The organism is Streptomyces longisporus, from assembly GCF_039532765.1.
Lineage (GTDB): Bacteria > Actinomycetota > Actinomycetes > Streptomycetales > Streptomycetaceae > Streptomyces > Streptomyces longisporus.
The window spans coordinates 101,615-117,697 of sequence record NZ_BAAASG010000024.1 but is presented as its reverse complement, the minus strand read 5'-3'; the positions used below and the strand labels follow the sequence as shown (position 1 = coordinate 117,697).

The 16,083-nt window shown below is 69.7% G+C and carries 16 protein-coding genes and 6 tRNA genes; 8 read left to right on the top strand and 14 right to left on the bottom strand.

Annotation, left to right across the window (positions count from 1 at the left end; genetic code table 11):
• Positions 1-97: 97 nt before the first annotated feature.
• The 7 genes from ABD355_RS38430 to ABD355_RS38400 form a co-directional block, all read right to left on the bottom strand.
• Positions 98-2,833 carry an exo-rhamnogalacturonan lyase family protein gene (locus ABD355_RS38430; RefSeq protein WP_344405728.1) on the bottom strand — a complete coding sequence of 912 codons (2,736 nt, stop codon included), beginning with the start codon at positions 2,831-2,833 and terminating at the stop codon, positions 98-100.
• A gap of 113 nt (positions 2,834-2,946) precedes the next feature.
• Positions 2,947-3,537, bottom strand: a complete 591-nt coding sequence (locus ABD355_RS38425; RefSeq protein ID WP_344405727.1) for a hypothetical protein — start codon at positions 3,535-3,537, stop codon at positions 2,947-2,949.
• Between the two features lie 10 nt (positions 3,538-3,547).
• Positions 3,548-4,432 carry a carbohydrate ABC transporter permease gene (locus ABD355_RS38420; RefSeq protein ID WP_344405726.1) on the bottom strand — a complete coding sequence of 295 codons (885 nt, stop codon included), beginning with the start codon at positions 4,430-4,432 and terminating at the stop codon, positions 3,548-3,550.
• Positions 4,429-5,385, bottom strand: coding sequence for a carbohydrate ABC transporter permease (locus ABD355_RS38415; protein WP_344405725.1), 957 nt, complete (start codon positions 5,383-5,385; stop codon positions 4,429-4,431). Before ABD355_RS38415 ends, ABD355_RS38420 begins: the two co-directional genes overlap by 4 nt.
• A 148-nt stretch (positions 5,386-5,533) precedes the next feature.
• Entirely contained in the window at positions 5,534-6,823 is a 1,290-nt protein-coding gene (locus tag ABD355_RS38410) for an ABC transporter substrate-binding protein (protein ID WP_344405724.1), read from the bottom strand.
• A 335-nt stretch (positions 6,824-7,158) separates the two neighbouring features.
• Positions 7,159-7,230, bottom strand: a tRNA-Val gene (locus tag ABD355_RS38405).
• A gap of 88 nt (positions 7,231-7,318) precedes the next feature.
• The gene (locus ABD355_RS38400; RefSeq protein ID WP_344405723.1) at positions 7,319-7,783 is read right to left on the bottom strand and encodes a TIGR02611 family protein; all 465 of its coding nucleotides are present in this window, start codon (positions 7,781-7,783) and stop codon (positions 7,319-7,321) included.
• 201 nt (positions 7,784-7,984) lie between these two features.
• Between ABD355_RS38400 and ABD355_RS38395 the strand changes: the two genes are divergently transcribed.
• Together ABD355_RS38395 and ABD355_RS38390 are read left to right on the top strand one after the other, a co-directional pair.
• Positions 7,985-8,398: an SsgA family sporulation/cell division regulator gene (locus ABD355_RS38395; RefSeq protein WP_004002642.1), complete on the top strand. Its 414-nt coding sequence runs from the start codon at positions 7,985-7,987 to the stop codon at positions 8,396-8,398.
• A gap of 243 nt (positions 8,399-8,641) precedes the next feature.
• On the top strand, positions 8,642-9,202 hold the full coding sequence (locus tag ABD355_RS38390) for a CGNR zinc finger domain-containing protein (protein ID WP_344405722.1): 561 nt from the start codon (positions 8,642-8,644) through the stop codon (positions 9,200-9,202).
• A 69-nt stretch (positions 9,203-9,271) separates the two neighbouring features.
• Here the strand turns inward: ABD355_RS38390 and ABD355_RS38385 are convergent, their stop codons facing one another.
• Positions 9,272-9,424 (bottom strand): hypothetical protein, encoded by a 153-nt coding sequence (locus ABD355_RS38385; protein ID WP_180292031.1) that lies wholly within the window; start codon positions 9,422-9,424, stop codon positions 9,272-9,274.
• Positions 9,425-9,578: 154 nt separating this feature from the next.
• On the bottom strand, positions 9,579-10,022 hold the full coding sequence (locus ABD355_RS38380) for a hypothetical protein (protein ID WP_344405721.1): 444 nt from the start codon (positions 10,020-10,022) through the stop codon (positions 9,579-9,581).
• Positions 10,023-10,254: 232 nt separating this feature from the next.
• Between ABD355_RS38380 and ABD355_RS38375 the strand changes: the two genes are divergently transcribed.
• Entirely contained in the window at positions 10,255-10,776 is a 522-nt protein-coding gene (locus ABD355_RS38375; RefSeq protein WP_344405719.1) for a DsbA family protein, read from the top strand.
• Between the two features lie 81 nt (positions 10,777-10,857).
• Here ABD355_RS38375 and ABD355_RS38370 read toward each other — a convergent pair whose 3' ends face one another.
• Genes ABD355_RS38370 through ABD355_RS38360 form a run of 3 tightly spaced genes read right to left on the bottom strand, consistent with a single transcriptional unit; the run spans position 10,858 to position 13,600 of the window.
• Positions 10,858-11,682, bottom strand: a complete 825-nt coding sequence (locus ABD355_RS38370) for a GNAT family N-acetyltransferase (RefSeq protein ID WP_344405718.1) — start codon at positions 11,680-11,682, stop codon at positions 10,858-10,860.
• Between the two features lie 53 nt (positions 11,683-11,735).
• On the bottom strand, positions 11,736-12,557 hold the full coding sequence (locus ABD355_RS38365) for an aminotransferase class IV (RefSeq protein WP_344405717.1): 822 nt from the start codon (positions 12,555-12,557) through the stop codon (positions 11,736-11,738).
• A complete protein-coding gene (locus tag ABD355_RS38360; RefSeq protein ID WP_344405716.1) occupies positions 12,554-13,600 on the bottom strand; it encodes a chorismate-binding protein in 1,047 nt (348 codons plus the stop codon). Before ABD355_RS38360 ends, ABD355_RS38365 begins: the two co-directional genes overlap by 4 nt.
• A 178-nt stretch (positions 13,601-13,778) precedes the next feature.
• Between ABD355_RS38360 and ABD355_RS38355 the strand changes: the two genes are divergently transcribed.
• From ABD355_RS38355 to ABD355_RS38335, 5 genes are all read left to right on the top strand, one after another.
• Positions 13,779-13,851 (top strand) — tRNA-Gly (locus ABD355_RS38355).
• Positions 13,852-13,890: 39 nt separating this feature from the next.
• A tRNA-Cys gene (locus ABD355_RS38350) sits at positions 13,891-13,964 on the top strand.
• A 1-nt stretch (position 13,965) separates the two neighbouring features.
• A tRNA-Val gene (locus ABD355_RS38345) sits at positions 13,966-14,037 on the top strand.
• Between the two features lie 37 nt (positions 14,038-14,074).
• A tRNA-Val gene (locus ABD355_RS38340) sits at positions 14,075-14,146 on the top strand.
• A gap of 29 nt (positions 14,147-14,175) precedes the next feature.
• Positions 14,176-14,250, top strand: a tRNA-Val gene (locus tag ABD355_RS38335).
• Between the two features lie 49 nt (positions 14,251-14,299).
• On the opposite strand, the gene ABD355_RS38330 is transcribed toward ABD355_RS38335, so the two are convergent.
• Positions 14,300-14,593: a TFIIB-type zinc ribbon-containing protein gene (locus tag ABD355_RS38330; RefSeq protein WP_344405714.1), complete on the bottom strand. Its 294-nt coding sequence runs from the start codon at positions 14,591-14,593 to the stop codon at positions 14,300-14,302.
• An 80-nt stretch (positions 14,594-14,673) separates the two neighbouring features.
• Positions 14,674-15,609, bottom strand: coding sequence for a phosphotransferase family protein (locus ABD355_RS38325; protein WP_344405713.1), 936 nt, complete (start codon positions 15,607-15,609; stop codon positions 14,674-14,676).
• Positions 15,610-16,083 lie beyond the last annotated feature (474 nt).

The window sequence follows — 16,083 nt, the reverse complement described above, 5'->3', positions numbered from 1 at the left end:
CTCTGCCAATTTGCGGCTCCGCCGCGTGGGCGCGACCAGCCACATACGGCCGGCAGGCGACAAACGAGCGCAGTTCCCCGGCTCTCCCGGCGGAGCGCTACGGCATCTTGTCGCCGAGCAGCGCCAGATTCTCGATGGCCGCAAGCCCATACAGCGCCGTGTCGTTCGACGAAACCCAGGCCGCTTCACTCCCCGCGACCAGAGCCACCGGCCCGCTCAAAGCCTCCGTCTTCCAGGGCGAAGCCTCCGTATACCCGTCGGAGCTGTAGAACTTCGTCCACGCCCGCTTGGCCAGCGCAGCGTCACCGGTCTGGACGGCGGCGTACGCATCCAGGCGCGAGTGCCCCTGGAACAGCAGCAGCGTGCCGAAGTCGGAGCCGTAGCGGGCCTTCTGCTCGGCCTTCGTGGCGTTGAAGTAGCGGCAGTAGTCGAAGTAGGCCTGGTTGAACCCGGGCATGTCGACGAGGTCGATGAGCTCGGCGCACAGCTCGCCCAGGCCGAAGACGGCCGAGAGGTGCGAGACGGAGACCACGGGCGTCGAGGCGACGGCGAACTTACCGGTGTCGAGGTCGTACAGCCCGCTGCCCTGGACGAAGCCGTTGGGCTGGGCGGCGATGCCCTCCATCGTCGACAGCACCCGCGCCTTGGCCTTCTCCCACTTGGGGCCCTTGCGCTCCCACTCGGTCAGCCACGCGGACACCAGGCCGCTCCAGTCGGTGCCGAAGCCGATCGACAGGGCGTGCCGGTCGGGTGTGTACGGGTCGGTGCGGACCTTGCGCTGTGGGTCGAGGACCAGGAAGGTCTCGTCGGAGTCGACATTGGCGTGCATGAGGTCGCCGACGCGTTCGTCGGCGGTGAGGAAGTAGTAGTAGCGCCGGTAGGTGGTGTTGGCGATGCGCTGCTGCTTGGCGCTGTCGGCGTAGTGCTGGACACCGTGCCGGGTGCCGAGGCCCGCCCAGTCGCCCAGGTGGTAGACGTCGACCTCGCCGGTGTGCCGGGTGAGGGCCTCGGCGAAGCGGAAGATGTCCGCGCGGCCGGAGCGGAGGTAGGCCATCCAGAGCCAGATGTCCGGCGACAGCTCGGAGTTGTCCCAGGCGTAGCCGCCGACGTCGTACCGCCACTGGTGGCGCACGGTGTCGTAGGTGTGCATGAAGTCGCCGTAGTCCCAGAAGCCGTACCAACGGCGCTGCTCCACCTGGTCCTTGTAGTAGGTGAAGAGGAAGTCGAGGTGGTCCTCGATCTTCGCCTTGGCCGGTGTGGAGCGGTCGGGCTCGGAGTACAGGCCCGGGCCGAAGACCTTGGCCTTGATGAGCTGTCCCGGCGGGGCGGCGAGCTGCGGCAGCACGCGTACGGCCTCGACCTGCTCGGCGAGCTTCTCGGCGGCCGGGGTCGACTCGTTGGCCCAGAAGAGGAGTTCGGAGGTGCGGGCGATGCCGTAGGGGGTGCCGAACTTCGGCTCGTAGTCCTCGTAGGTGATGTTGAGGCCTTCGAGCTGCTTGGCGTATGTGTCCTGGCCCATGCCGTCGTGGTAGAAGCGCAGGTCCATGGGCTGGGCCTCGGGCGACCAGAGCCACAGGGTGACCTCGGCCTCGTCGGTGTGGGCGTCACGGATGTCGAGCTGGGCGGGGTGCTTCTCCCAGAAGTCCCTGAGGCCGAAGGAGAATCCGCCGCTCGCGCCGCCGACATAGCCGAAGCCGGAGGCCCGCTTGCCGCCGCCGGCGGCGATCCAGCCGTAGCCCTTCTTGGTGCGTTTGCGGAGCGTGAAGCCGTCGGCGGAGAGCTGGGAGAGGGTGTAGTCGCCCCACTCCGGGATGTACTGCAGCCGGGTCGTCACCCGCTGGTCCCAGGTGGCGGGGTCGGGCAGCTTCTGGCCCGCGTACTGCGCCGTCTGCACGGCCGCGCCCGGGTCGCGGCGCAGGCCGGTGATGCCCTTGACCGCCTCCCGCAGCAGTCCGGTGCCCTCGCCGCCGATGCGGATGTGCCGGTCGTACGACGCGTCCCGCATCGGGACGCTGAAGCGCACCCCGAGCCCGCGGATGAAGTCGCCGCTCGCCCTGCCGGGCTCCTGGGTGCCGTCGTAGGTGATGGTGTGCACCATGCGGAACGAGTCGGCCCCGGCGTAGAAGTACAGCCGGATGGAGAACGGCAGCCAGCCCCGGTCGCCCTTGCGGTGTTTGCCGTCGATGCGGACGACGGCCCGGACCGGCCCCTCCTGCTCGACCGTCACCGCGCCGATCGCGCCGTCGAAGCGCTCGGTCCTGACCGTGCCCTGGTCCTCGTCCTCGATCTCCGGCTGGCGGATCAGGACGAGCCGTCCGTTCCTGGCGATCTCCGTCGACCCGCGGGTCACCGACTTGATGATCGTCGAACCGTTCTTGCCGATCTTCGCGGTGATCACGCCGGTCGAGACGTCGATGGTGCCGCCGCTCCTGTCGACGGCGACCTTCTTGTCGGGGGCGGCCGCGTCACCGGCGACGAGGGTGAGCTTGCCGTAGCCCGAACTCACCGCGTGTGCCGACCACTTGAGGGAACCGTCCGGCCAGTACGCGATCGGCCAGGACTGCACGGGCACCGCCTTGCCGTCGGCGTCCGTGAGCGCGAAGGCCTGGTCGGGCTGGTAGGCGCCCTTCGGCCAGGGGACACCGAGGGTGGAGCCGGGCGCGGCCCCGAGGCCGCCGTCCTCCAGCCAGTCCAGGGTCACGGGATCGGCGGCCGCGGCCTCGGCTCTGGGTGCGGCCTGCGTGTCCTTGGCTCCTAGGGCCCAGCTGAACTGCGCGGCGGCTCCGGCGACGGCGGCCGCCTTGAGGAGGGACCTGCGGGGGATGGGAGACATGAGAGTTCAGCCTTTCCTTTCCGGCGGGACGTTTCTTCGCGTGCAGCTAGTCAGGGGCATGACATAGGGAGGTACGGCGCCCGGGCGCCGACCTTGCAGAAAGGCACCGCCCGTCAGCGGCGCCGGTACCGCTCCTCCACCGCGACGGCCGCGGCCGCGACGGCCCCCAGGACGGGGACCGCCAGCGGCGCGATCAGCAGGGCGGAACAGATGACGAGGACCACTCCGCCGACGAGCAGGAAGGATCCGGCGGGGTCGAGGACGGTGCGGCGACCCGCGTCGGCGAGCAGTGCCCGCCACTCGGCGCCCGGCTCCCAGACCGCCGCCGCACGCAGCCCGGCCACGACGAGGCCGATCAGCGCGAACAGGCCGACGGCCCCCACGAACGGCCCCCCGGGCAGCCCGGCGCGCGCGGCCTGGACGTCCACCCAGACCAGGCCCGCCGCAACCCAGCCGGCCAGCCCGGCGGCCCACCCGCCGCGCACGGCCGTACGGAAGTCGCGGGCAAACTCCCGCCGGCCACCGCCCTCATGGCCGGTGCGCCGGCGCAGATGCCGCGCCCCGGCGGCGAAGGCGGCCGGAAAGGTCACCACGCCCAGCGAGGCCACCGCGATCCACACTCCGGTGAGCAGACACTCGGCGAAGACCCCGAACCGCTCCGCGAACACCGACTCCTTGCGCGCCTTGACCCGCACTTCGGCCATGGTGACCGCCTCAGCCCTTCAGTCCGGAGGTCGCCATACCGTCGATCAGATAGCGCTGGAAGGCGAGAAAGAACAGCAGCACGGGCAGCAGCGCCACCAGCGACATCGCGATGAGGCCGCCGTAGTTGGCGGCGACGCCGTCGGAGTCGCGGAACATCATCATGCCGAGGGAGACGGTGTACTTGCCGGGCTCGTTGAGGTAGATCAGCGGGCCCATGAAGTCGTTCCAGGCGTTGATGAAGGTGAAGATGGCGCTGGTGATGAGCGCGGGCCGGCACAGCGGCAGCACGATCGACCAGTAGATCCGCAGATGCCCGCAGCCGTCGATCCGGGCGGCCTCGTCCAGTTCCCTCGGCAGGTTGCGCATGAACTGCACCATCAGGAAGACGAAGAAAGCCTCCGTGGCCAGGTATTTGCCCAGGAGCAGCGGCACATAGGTGTTGATCAGCTCCAGCTTCTGGAACATCACGTACTGCGGGATCAGCAGCACGTGATACGGCAGCAGGAGCGTGCCGATCATCAGCGAGAACAGCAGGTTCCGGCCCGCGAACCTGATCTTGGCGAAGGCGTACGCCGTCAGCGAGCAGGAGATCAGGATGCCGACGACGGCGCCGCCCGCGTACAGGAGGGAGTTCTGGAAGAACGTCCGGATCGAGATGTCGGCGATGCCGTCGGCCAGGCCCTTGAAGTTCTTCAGGATGGGATGGGCGGGGAACAGCTGAAGGCTGTTGATGATGTCCTTGCTCGGCTTGAAGGACGCGCCGATCACCCAGACCACGGGATAGAGGACGACCGCGAGGACCAGCAGCGAGCCGATGTGCCAGGCGAGCGAACCGGCGCGCTTTCGGCCGAGACCGCCCAGCGGCTTCGGTGGGGCGGGGGTGGTGGCACTCATCGGGCGTCCTCCTCGTAATGCACCCACTTCTTCTGGGACCAGAACAGGACGGCGGTCACCAGGGCCACGGCGAGCAGCAGCATCCACGCCATCGCGGAGGCGAAGCCCATCTGGGCGTTCTTGAAGCCCTGCTGGTAGAGGTAGCAGGTGTAGACGAGCGTGGCGTCGGCCGGGCCGCAGTAGGTGTTGGAGACGACATAGGCCGAGCCGAAGATCTGGAACGAGTGGATGGTCTCCAGCAGGACGTTGAAGAACAGCACCGGGGAAATCATCGGCAGCGTGATGCTCCAGAACTTGCGGAAGGCCCCGGCGCCGTCCAGCTCGGCGGCCTCGTACAGCTCCTTGGGCACCTGCTTGAGCCCGGCCAGGAAGATGACCATGGGCGCGCCGAACTGCCAGACGGTGAGTGCGACCAGGCAGTAGAGGATCCAGTCGGGGTTGCCGACCCAGCCGCCGACGTGGAAGCCGAAGACCGACATCGTACGGTCGACGATGGCGTTGTCGGAGAAGATCGACCGCCAGACGAAGGCGACCGAGACGCTCGCGCCGATGAGCGAGGGTGCATAGAACGCGGCCCGGTAGAAGGCCTGTCCACGGCGACTCTGTGCGAGCAGCAGGGCGACCCCGAGGGCGAGCAGCAGTTTCAGCGGGGTGCCGATGATCACGTATTTGGCCGTCACCTCCACCGACTTCTGCCAGCGGGGGTCGTCGAACATCTTGGTGAAGTTGTCGAGACCGACCCACTTCGGGGTGTTGAAGAGGTTGTAGTCGGTGAACGCGAAGTAGAGCGAGGCGACCATGGGACCCGCGGTCAGGAGCAGAAAGCCCGCGATCCACGGGGACATGAAGAGATAGCCGGCGAGGTTCTCCCGCCGCCCCCGCTGCTTGACGGCGGCGGGAGCGGCGGAACGGACCTTCCGGGCGGCGGGCGGTGATTCCTTGACGAGCGTCACGGTGCTTCCCAATCGGTTCCGGGCCAGGGGGCCTCGGCGAAGGCAACTGCGGTGGGGCGCGCCCCCTAGGGGCGCGAAGAACTGCGCGACCAGCCACGACGGCGCCGCAGACAAACAAGACGCAACAAACCGCACCCCCAGCGGAGCGCTATGCCTGGAAGGCGGCCTGCGACTCGTCGAAGAACTGCTTCACCGCGGCGGAGGGCTTCGTCTTGCCCTGGGCCAGGTCGCCGCCGATCCGCAGGAAGGCCGCCTCGATGGTGTCGGCACCGGAGGGGTGCGGGGTGATCGTGCCGAGGACTCCGGCCTTGGCGGTGTCCGCCTCGTACTGCGCGATCTCCTTGTTGACCGGGTCGGTCGGCTTGAACGCGTCGTACTGCTGGGTCGAGGCGAGGATGCCCCGGTCGTAGCCCATGATCTTGCCGACTTCCGGGTCGTGGACCATGAAGTCGATGAACTGTGCGACTTCCTTGGGGTGCTGGGTGCGTGCGGAGGCGCTCAGCATCAGGGAGGCCAGGTACTGCCCGGTGTGCTTTCCGTCCATGGTGGGGATGGGCGCGAGGCCGTATTCGCTGCTGCCCTCGGCCGTGTAGCGGACGGTGAAGTTGTCCCAGGTGAATTCCGAGGCTCCGTGCCCGGCGGAGAGGGAGGACTTGGGCCTGTCCTGCTCGACGATCTTGGGGTCGGTGATGATGCCGGCCTTCACGCGGCTGTAGCCGTCCTGCCACCACTCCGTCAGATCGGCCTTGTCGAAACCGAGCCCGTCCTTGGTGTAGAACGCCTTTCCGTTCTGCCGCAGATACAGGTCGTACAGGTACATGATGCTGAAGTAGCCCGTGTCGCCGGGCACCTTGGTCTTGTCGTGGACGGTCTTGAGGGCCTTGAAGTAGTCGTCCCAGGTCCAGCCCGTGGTCGGCTCGACGCCCGCCTTCTGGAAGACCTTCTTGTCGATGACCAGCGCCATCGTGTTGGAGCCGACGGGGATGCCGAGCTGCTTGCCGTCGACCTCGCCGACCTTGGTGACGCCCGCACGGAAGTTGCCGAGGCTCAGATTCCCCGCGTCGATCTGGGACTTGAGATCGAGCAGGACGCTTCTCTTGTCGTACTTCCGAAGGAAAGTGACGGCGTTTTGGAAAACGTCCGGTGGATTTCCGCCGGCCGCCTGCGTCTGGAACTTCTCCCAGAATGAGACGTAGTCCTGGAAGTCCGTCTTCACCTTGATCTTCGGGTACTTCTTCTCGAAGAGCTTGATGGTCTGGTTGATCTTCTTGGCCCGCTCGTCGGCGCCCCACCACGAGTAACGGATCGTCACCGTTCCGTCGGCGGAGGTGCCGCTGTCGCCGCCGCAGCCCGTGGTCGCGGCCAGCCCCAGCGCGGCCGCCGACGCACCGGCCGCCTTGAGGATCGTACGCCTCTCAACATTCCTGCTGGTTCCCACAGTCGGGCCCCTCCCCGGCATCATCGCCACTCGCATGAATCGTTTCAAGTAAGCGCTTGCTGCCACAAGTTACGGAGGGCCTCGGGGTGCGTCAATGATTCGGACAGGAATTTCTTACCAAGCAGTGGGAGGGGTTGAGGGCACATTAGCGCCGGAAGGTGCGGCGCAAGGCGCGACGCCGCAGGTGAGAGGCCTGCGATCGACGGACCGGACATCAACTGGCCGTCCGCACAAGGATGTTGCCCGGCCGGAAATCCACCGGAGCGCGGGACCCGTCCGAGGGGGCGCATACGACGGCGGCCCGCCTGCTCTCGCAGACGGGCCGCCGGTCCGGGTGGGCGATACTGGGTTCGAACCAGTGACCTCTTCGGTGTGAACGAAGCGCTCTCCCACTGAGCTAATCGCCCGGACGCAGGAAGAACATTACCCCATGTCAGGGGGTGCCTGTGACCAGCACGAACCGGCGCCCAGCGACACCCGCACCTGCACCGCGGATCACTGGTCCTTGATCTTCCAGGGCATCACGACGCCGAACTTCCAGAGGTAGATCCCGACCAGCACGCCCACGATCACGAGACCGATCGCGGTCAGCGTGATGTTGCGGCGCCGCACCTTGGGGTCGAGGGCTCGCTGGGCCGCCTCGGTGACCTTGCGTTTCGTCCAGCGGAGCACCAGCTGGGCCCAGACGAACTCGGTCGCCCAGATGGCCATGCCGCCGAAGATCACCACCCAGCCGGGCCCGGGCAGCGGCAGCATGACGATGCCGGCGACCACGACCGCGAGACCGACGACGAAGACCCCGACCTGCCAGCTCAGATGCAGGGCGCGACGCCTCTTGATGAACGCCGGCGCCTTGGAGCCGAGCCCGTGCTCGCCCTGCGCCCCGTCCGGCCCCGCCTCGTCCGGCGCCACGGCAGCCTCGCCCGGCAGTCCCTCGGTCCGGTTACTCCCCGTATTCATACGGCCAAACTTTACCTTACTTTACCGAGTGGAAACCAGTCACCGGAATGGCCGTACCGTGCGAACGATCCATCGGCCGGAAGAGTTACGTAAAGGCACGCAAAACACTCAGAGGGGTTTACAACGGCACCGTAGGTGGCATGTCGATTTCGCCGACGTGCGAATCCCCGAGCGCACACTGAGCGAAAGGCCCTGGCGCTTATGAACACCACGGTCAGCTGCGAGCTGCACCTGCGCCTCGTTGTGTCGAGCGAGTCCTCCCTGCCTGTCCCCGCAGGCCTGCGGTACGACACGGCCGACCCCTACGCCGTGCACGCCACCTTCCACACCGGAGCCGAGGAGACCGTCGAGTGGGTGTTCGCCCGCGACCTCCTCGCGGAGGGGCTGCACCGGCCCACCGGCACCGGCGACGTCCGTGTCTGGCCGTCGCGCAGTCACGGTCAGGGGGTCGTGTGCATCGCGCTGAGCTCTCCGGAGGGCGAGGCGCTGCTGGAAGCCCCGGCGCGGGCGCTGGAGTCCTTCCTGAAGCGAACCGACGCCGCTGTGCCTCCCGGCACGGAACACCGGCATTTCGATCTCGATCAGGAGCTCTCGCACATCCTGGCGGAGAGCTAGGGCGAGGCACCACGAAGCCGCCCGGCGCCGTCGACTCGGGGAGACGGCTCGGGCCAGAACAACTGCATACGGTACGCATCAGCGCCGCCGCCGCGATCGAGTCGTGGGGGCGGCGCCGGTGTGTGCGGCGGGGCAGGGGGAGGGTGCCCCGCTGGCAGGACCGCCCGCAGCCGGGCGGCAAGCCACTACCATCGGCCAGCATGAGGCGGGCGTCCGCCCGACCCCCAGGCCAGGGAGCGAAACGTGCTGATCACCCACGACACCCGGTGCGCGCTCGACACCGTGGTGGATCTGGTGAACACCGCACCGGAGGACCACGCGGGACCGGACGGACTGCCCGATGTCGCGGCTCTCGAGGATTTCGTACGAAACCACGAAATCAGCGATGTGGGGGCGCTCTCGGAGTTCGACCTCTCGGCCGTGCGCAAGATCCGCGGCCGGTTCGCGTCGGTCTTCGCGGCGCACGACGCCCGGACCGCCGCCGGCGTGATCAACGAGCTGGTCGCCGCCGCGGGCACGACTCCGCGCCTCACGGACCACGACGGCTACGACTGGCATGTGCACTACTTCGCGCCCGGTGCCTCCGTAGCCGACCATCTTGCGGCCGACTGCGGGATGGCGCTGGCCTTCTTCGTGGTCGCCGGTGAGCAGGAACGGCTGCGCCGCTGCGAGGCCCCCGACTGCCGGCGCGCCTTCGTCGACCTGTCCCGCAACCGCTCGCGCCGCTACTGCGACAGCCGCACCTGCGGAAACCGTCTGCACGTGGCCGCTTACCGGGCGCGGCGCAAGGAGGCGGCGGGCTGACGCCCGAGCGTCCGGACAAGGATGTCGACGTGGTCCCCCGCGGGTGGCGCCGGGGACCACGGGTACGGCTCACAGCATCAGCAGGTCGTGCAACGAGGCCATGAGCAGCAGACACCCGATCACCGCAAGGAAGATCATCAGCGGTGGCTGGGAAAGGGCGAAGAGGCAACCGCGCGGCTCATCCTTCGGCGGCGCGGTATCGCCGTGTTCCGTGTCCAGCATCTCGCGGCGATGATGGCGCACTGCGCAGGTCCGGTGCGCTCAACACGCCCGGAATGACCGGCAGTTCGCCGGATTCCGTGAAGTCCGGTTCGGGTCGTGATCATTTCACGCCACAGCCTTGATCCACTGTGTCGTTTCAGTCGTCATGCGCGGGTCATATGCCGTGCTTCTTGAGGATGGCCTCGATGTCGCTGAAGTCGTCCGCCGACTGAGTGCGGGGCGTACTCGCGGGCCGGGTCGCCGGGCGGGACCCGGGGCCGAGGGAAGGCGCGGACGCCGTCGGAGCGACCGCCTCCCGCTGCCCCGCGGCCCTGGCCTCCCGGCGCTCCTTGCGGGTGCCGCCGCGGCGGCGCTCCACCGCGCGCGTGGTGGAGAACAGCAGCCAGGCGGCGCCGAGCACGCCGAAGCCCGCCCAGGCCGTCGGACTGAAGGCGGTGTCCGCCAGCCACTGCACGGTTCCGGTCATCACCAGGCCGATGGGGACGAGTGAGTAGGCGGCGATGCGGGCGGCCGCGAGGAAGCGCTTGCGGTACGCCGTGACCACCGCGATGCCCAGGCCTGCCGCGGAGACGGCGGAACAGACGGTCTCGGCAATCATCCGGTCCTCCAGGCAGGGCTCGATCGGGCAGGGGCACTTCGTCCCTTCCATCCTGCACCGCCCGGACCCCGCGCGGCCATGGCCCGGACGGACATCAGGGACATCTCCGGGTCGGCTCCTCCGAAGGTGCCGGTCCCGGGCACTCCCCCTGGAGTGGATCAGGGTCCCGGGCGCAGGTCACGAGGCCGCAGTTCGATTGGGTCGACCGCCTCCGAGCTGGGAGACTGACGGCATGAGCGACTCCTCCCCCGTGCCTCTCGCCGCGCCCGTCCTCGACATCTGGTGCGACCTCCAGTGCCCGGACTGCCGTGGCGCCCTCGACAATCTGCGTGCCCTGCGCGCCCGCTACGGCGACCGGCTGGAGCTGCGGTTGCGGCACTTCCCGCTGGAGAAGAACAAGCACGCCTTCGCCGCCGCACAGGCCGCCGAGGAAGCCGTCGAGCAGGGCAAGGGCTGGGCCTACGCCGAGGCCGTGCTGGCGCGGGTCGAGGAGCTGGGCCGTAAGGGAGAACCCTTCCTGGTCGAGGTGGCCGCCGAACTCGGTCTGGACGCCGAGGAGTTCGACACCGCGCTGATCGACGGCCGGCACATCCTGATCGTCGACGCCGACCAGGCCGAGGGCAAGGCGATCGGCGTGACCGGCACCCCGACGTACGTCGTCGACGGTCAGCGCCTGGACGGCGGCAAGAGCCAGGAGGGGCTGCGGGAGCGGATCGAGGAGATCGTGGACCGGCTGCTCGGCGCTTCGCGGTAGGTGTGGCCACAGGCTGTCGTCTGCGGCAGCGTTCGTGGCTGGTCGCGCAGTTCCTCGCGCCCCTTCGGGGCACCAGTCCGCTCAGAGCAGCGGCTTGTACAGGGCGTACTGCGTCGTCCGGTAGCCGAGTGAGTCGTAGAGCCGCTCGGCCGGGGTGTTGCCGGCGAACACGTTCAGACTGACGACGTCACGGCCCGCGGCGAGTGCCTGGATCTCCGCCAGGAGCATGAGCGTGCGGCCGTGGCCGTTCCCGCGGTGTGCGGCATCGGCCTCCACGTCGCACACATGGGCCTTCTCCCCGCGTAGCGCCAGCCACAGGGTGCCCACGCGCGTGCCCTCATGTTCGAGGACGCTGAACGTGGCGTTCTCGGTCGCCAGCCCATCCGGCAGCAGCCTCTCGTGGTCGCGGCGTGCCCTGTCGTACGCCTCGGTCTCCGGCACTCCCCGCTCGATCAAGGTGCGGGCGTAGTCCTGCGACTCGTGCTCCTGCCAGGTGACGAACTCGTCCTCTGTCATGGGGCGGGCCCGGCTGCCCTCAGGCAGTTCGGGTGCCGTCGGTGCGAGGCGCTTCTCCATGCCGCGATTGCGCACGACGTAGCCGAGCACCTCGCCGAGCCGCAGCCCCGCCGCGGCTCCGGCAGGGACGGCCGCCTCGATCCGCGTGCACCCCCACCCGCGCGCCACCTCCTCGGCGGCGAGCGCGGCCACGGTGCCCCGGCCGCGGCGGCGGTCCGGCTCCTCGATCCGCAGGTCGAGGATGTGGGCGACCTTGTCACCAAAGGCAGCGGACGTGCCCAGGTGTATCGCGCCCACGGGCCGGCTGTTCACGCACACCTGGAAACGGCGTGAACGCGTGCCGTCGGCGTTGTGCTGGAGCGGCTCGGTCGGCCGCAGGGTCGTGGTCATCAGGGGTGTTCTACCCGCTCAGCCGCCCATGGGCAGCCGGTTTTCCCGGGCTCTCACGGATCCAGGTCGTCGCCGGACCGCTCGTCGAAGACCCGCATGGCCTTGGCGGTCACCGGGCCCGGTGCGCCCGGCAGTTCACGGTTGTCGACGCGGTGCACGGCCTGGACGTCGCGCAGGGTGGAGGTGAGGAAGACCTCGTCCGCGCGTTCCAGGACGTCGAACGGCAGGTCGGTCTCCTTGGCGCCGGTCCACTCGACGGCCAACGCGCGTGTGATGCCCGCGAGGCAGCCGGAGGCGACCGGCGGGGTGTGGATCTCGCCGTCGAGGACGACGAAGACGTTCGAGCCGGTGCCCTCGCACAGTTGCCCGATGGTGTTCGCGAACAGGGCTTCCGACGCGCCGTGTTGGTGTGCCCGGGCGAGGGCGACGACGTTCTCGGCGTACGAGGTCGTCTTCAGGCCGGTCAGGGCGCCGCGTTCGTTGCGGGTCCACGGCACCGTGATCACGGCCGTGGTGTCGGGGCGGCGGGTGGTCTCGCCGAGGGCGACGACGAGGGTCGGGCCGTGCTCACCGCGGTCGGAGCCGAGTGGGCCGTGGCCGCCGGTGTAGGTGATGCGCAGCCGGCCGAGCGGCATCGGGTTGGCTTCGAGGACGGCGGCGCAGGCGCGGCGGATCTCGGTGTGGTCGGGGTCGGGCAGGCCGAGGCCGCGCGCGGAGCGGGTCAGCCGGTCGAGGTGCCGGGTGAGCGCGAACGTCTTCCCGCCCGTCGCCTTCACCGTCTCGAAGATGCCGTCGCCCACGGTCAGCCCGTGGTCGAAGACGGAGACGCGGGCGGACTCGATGTCCTGCAGCCCGCCGTCGAGCCAGATCTTCACGTCTGTAGTCCCTCTCCACTCACCTCGTACGTCCCCGACGCTACCGCGAGCAGTCGGGCCGCCTTCAGCTCGGTCTCCCGCCACTCCGCCTCCGGGTCGGAGCCCCAGGTGATCCCGGCGCCCGTCCCGAAGCGCAGGACGCTCTCGGCCCGGTCGATCCAGAAGGTGCGGATGCCGACCGCCAGCTCGCCGGCCCCCTGGTCCGCGTCGACCCAGCCGATGCCGCCGCAGTACGGTCCGCGGGGCGCCGTCTCCAGGGCTTCGATGATCCGCAGGGCGCTCGACTTGGGTGCACCGGTGACCGACCCGGGCGGGAAGGCAGCGTCGAGCAGTTCGGGCCAGCCCGCGCCGGCGCCCAGCTCGCCGCGGACCGTCGACACGAGATGCACGAGACCCGGGTGCTTCTCGACGGCGCACAGATCGGGGACGCTCACGCTGCCGGTGGCGCAGACACGCCCGATGTCGTTGCGGACCAGGTCCACGATCATCACGTTCTCGGCGTAGTCCTTCTCCAGCAGGTCCGCCTCGGTGCGCCCGGTGCCCTTGATCGGCCCGGACTCCACGACACGGCCGCCACGCCGCAGGAACAGCTCGGGCGAGGCGGTCGCTATCTCGACCCCGTGCCCGGGCAGCCGGATCGTTCCTGCATACGGTGCGGGGTTGCCGCGGGCCAGCAGCGCGGTCAGGGCGTTCACGTCGGCGTCGGGCGCGACGGGCGCGGAGAGCACCCGGCAGAGGTTCGCCTGATAGACCTCGCCGGCCGCTATGTGCTCGCGGATCCGGCGCACACCGGCCGTGTACGCGGCGTGGTCGAGCGAGGACGTCCAGTCACCGGCGGACGGTCCGCGCCACTGCCCCGGCACCGGGGCGGGCACGGGCTCCACTCGTACGTCCCTGAAGCGGGCGCAGGTCAGCCGGCCCTCGAAGTCCGCGACGACGGCCCAGAAACCGGTGGAGTCGAGGGCCGTGGGATCGCTGGTGACATCGAGGAGTCCGGTGGCGACGCGGTCACCGAAGCGGGCGAGAGGAGGGAGGTCGAGCACGCAGTCGAGTCTAGGGCGGGTGTCGTGAAGGTGGCCCTGCCGTGTCCCTTCGGGGGCCCTGACCACGTACGCGAGCAGGTGCAGCGCAGCACGCTGCGCAAACGCGTTTTTGTGCTGGCCCGGGAATCCGCTAGAGTTCAACTCGTCGCCGGGCCGCGAGAGCGGACCGAAACGACAAGCGGACGTAGCTCAGTTGGTAGAGCGCAACCTTGCCAAGGTTGAGGTCGCGAGTTCGAGCCTCGTCGTCCGCTCGATGGAAACAGGGGATCTTCCCGAGCCCCTGCACTCCTGGTGGAGTGGCCGAGAGGCGAGGCAACGGCCTGCAAAGCCGTCTACACGGGTTCAAATCCCGTCTCCACCTCCAAGGACGATTAGCTCAGCGGGAGAGCGCTTCCCTGACACGGAAGAGGTCACTGGTTCAATCCCAGTATCGTCCACTGGATCTTCCAGCACGTACGGCGAGATCCACCCCCCGCGCGATTAGCTCAGCGGGAGAGCGCTTCCCTGACACGGAAGAGGTCACTGGTTCAATCCCAGTATCGCGCACGCAGTACGCACCACATGCAGGTTCACCTGCGCGATTAGCTCAGCGGGAGAGCGCTTCCCTGACACGGAAGAGGTCACTGGTTCAATCCCAGTATCGCGCACCAGCCGAAGCCCCCGGCCGTCTCGTACGGCCGGGGGCTTCGTCGTGTGCCGTCAGCTGGAGAAGAGCATGTGGCCAAAGCTCTTGTGGCGGTGGTGACCGCCGTGGTGGCCGCCGTAGTGCCCTCCGTGGCCGCCGTGCTGGGCGCCCCAGGCGGGGGCGGGCGGGGCCGGGTATGCCTGCGGGGCGGGCGGGGGCGCGGGCTGGGCCCACTGGGCCTCCAGGCGCGTCAGCGCCTCCAGCTCGCCGTAGTCGAGGAAGATCCCGCGGCAGCCGCTGCACTGCTCGATCTGGACACCGTTGCGGTTGTACGTGTGCATCGGCGCATGACACTTCGGACACTGCATGGTCGGCTCAACTCCTCGCCGGTCGGTCCTGCTTCGCGCTTCGCCAGGACAGACTCTGTCAGGGGGCGGTCGGTTGCACCCTACTTCGCGCATTCCGGGGTCAACTCCGGCGGCAGGGCAGCCATTCGGGCACATGCGTCGATCATGGAGAGTTCGACCTCGTCCAGGGGGCGGTCCTCCGCTGCTGCCTTGGCTGTGGCGCGGGCGGCCGTCTGCACCGTGAGGGCGCGGGCCGGGACGTCCAGGGCGGGCCAGGGGTCGCCGTCGGCGGGGACGGCCGGGCCGCCGGCCGTGCGGTAGGCGGTGAGGAAGCGGGTCCACTCGTCCGGCGGGAGGAGGCCGCAGGCATACCAGGCGGCAGGGCGGGCCAGGTCCCAGGCGGGGACGCCGGTGCCGAGATCGTCGACGTCGATGAGCAGCCAGGGGCCGTCGGGGGCCGGGTGGCGCACGAGCTGGCCGAGGTGGAGGTCGCCGTGGCACAGGGTGGTGGTGTCCGGCATGGGGGCTTCGGCCCTGGCCCAGGGCGGAAGGGTGTTCCAGGCCTGCAGGACCGGGAGGGTGGCGGGGTGGGTGGCGGCCGTGGCCCTGAGTCGGGCGATGGCCCGGGCGGCCTTGGCGGGGCCCCGCATGGGCGGGAGGGGCGTGGGGGCGGGGGTGCGGTGAAGGCGGGCGAGGAGGGTGGCTGCGGGCTCCCAGGGGGCGGCGTCCGGGGCGCCCGGGTCCACGGGGGTGCCGTAGGGCCAGAACGTGACCAGGCGGCCGTCCAGGTCGACGGGGGCCTCGGCGAGTGGGGGCAGGAGGATGCCGGGGAGGTGGGTGGCGGTGGTGAGGCGGGGGGTGAGGTCTTTGCGTGAGGTGTTGGGGGCGTGGGCCTTGGCGACCGTGTCGGCGTGGCGGACGACCGTGGCGTCGGGGCGGTCGGCGAGGGTGGCTGCGCCGCAGGGGCAGGCGTCCGTGCGGGAGTGGGCCTTGGCCTTGGCTCGGGTGGTCAGCTCGGTGAGCAAGGGGGTGGTCACGGGGCTCCCTGGGGCGGCGGGTCTCTGGCGAGGGTAGGCCGGGGGTGGTGGGGATGGGCAGGGGACTCGGCGGAGCTGGGGGCTTGGGCTGCCGGGGATGGGAGCCGCTGCTGGATGCGCCCCCGCCGCCCCTACCCGTCCCGTCCCCAGGGGCTGCCGCCCCTTCGCCCCCACCAGGGGCTCCGCCCCTGGGCCCCGGCGGGAACTGCGTCCCTTGCACCCACCGCGGGGCTCCGCCTGAGCCAGCGGGCCCGCGTCCCCTGCACCCCCGCGGGGCTCCGCCTGCACCCCGGCGGGGCCCGCGTCCCCTGAACCCCGGCGGGGCTCCGCCTGCCCCAGCGGGCCCGCGTCCCCTGCACCCCGCAGGGCTCCGCCCATGACCCCCGAGCGGCGGACCGCATCCCCTGAACCCCGCAGGGCTCCGCCCATGCCCCCCCAGCGGCGGACCGCGTCCCCTGAACCCCGCAGGGCTCC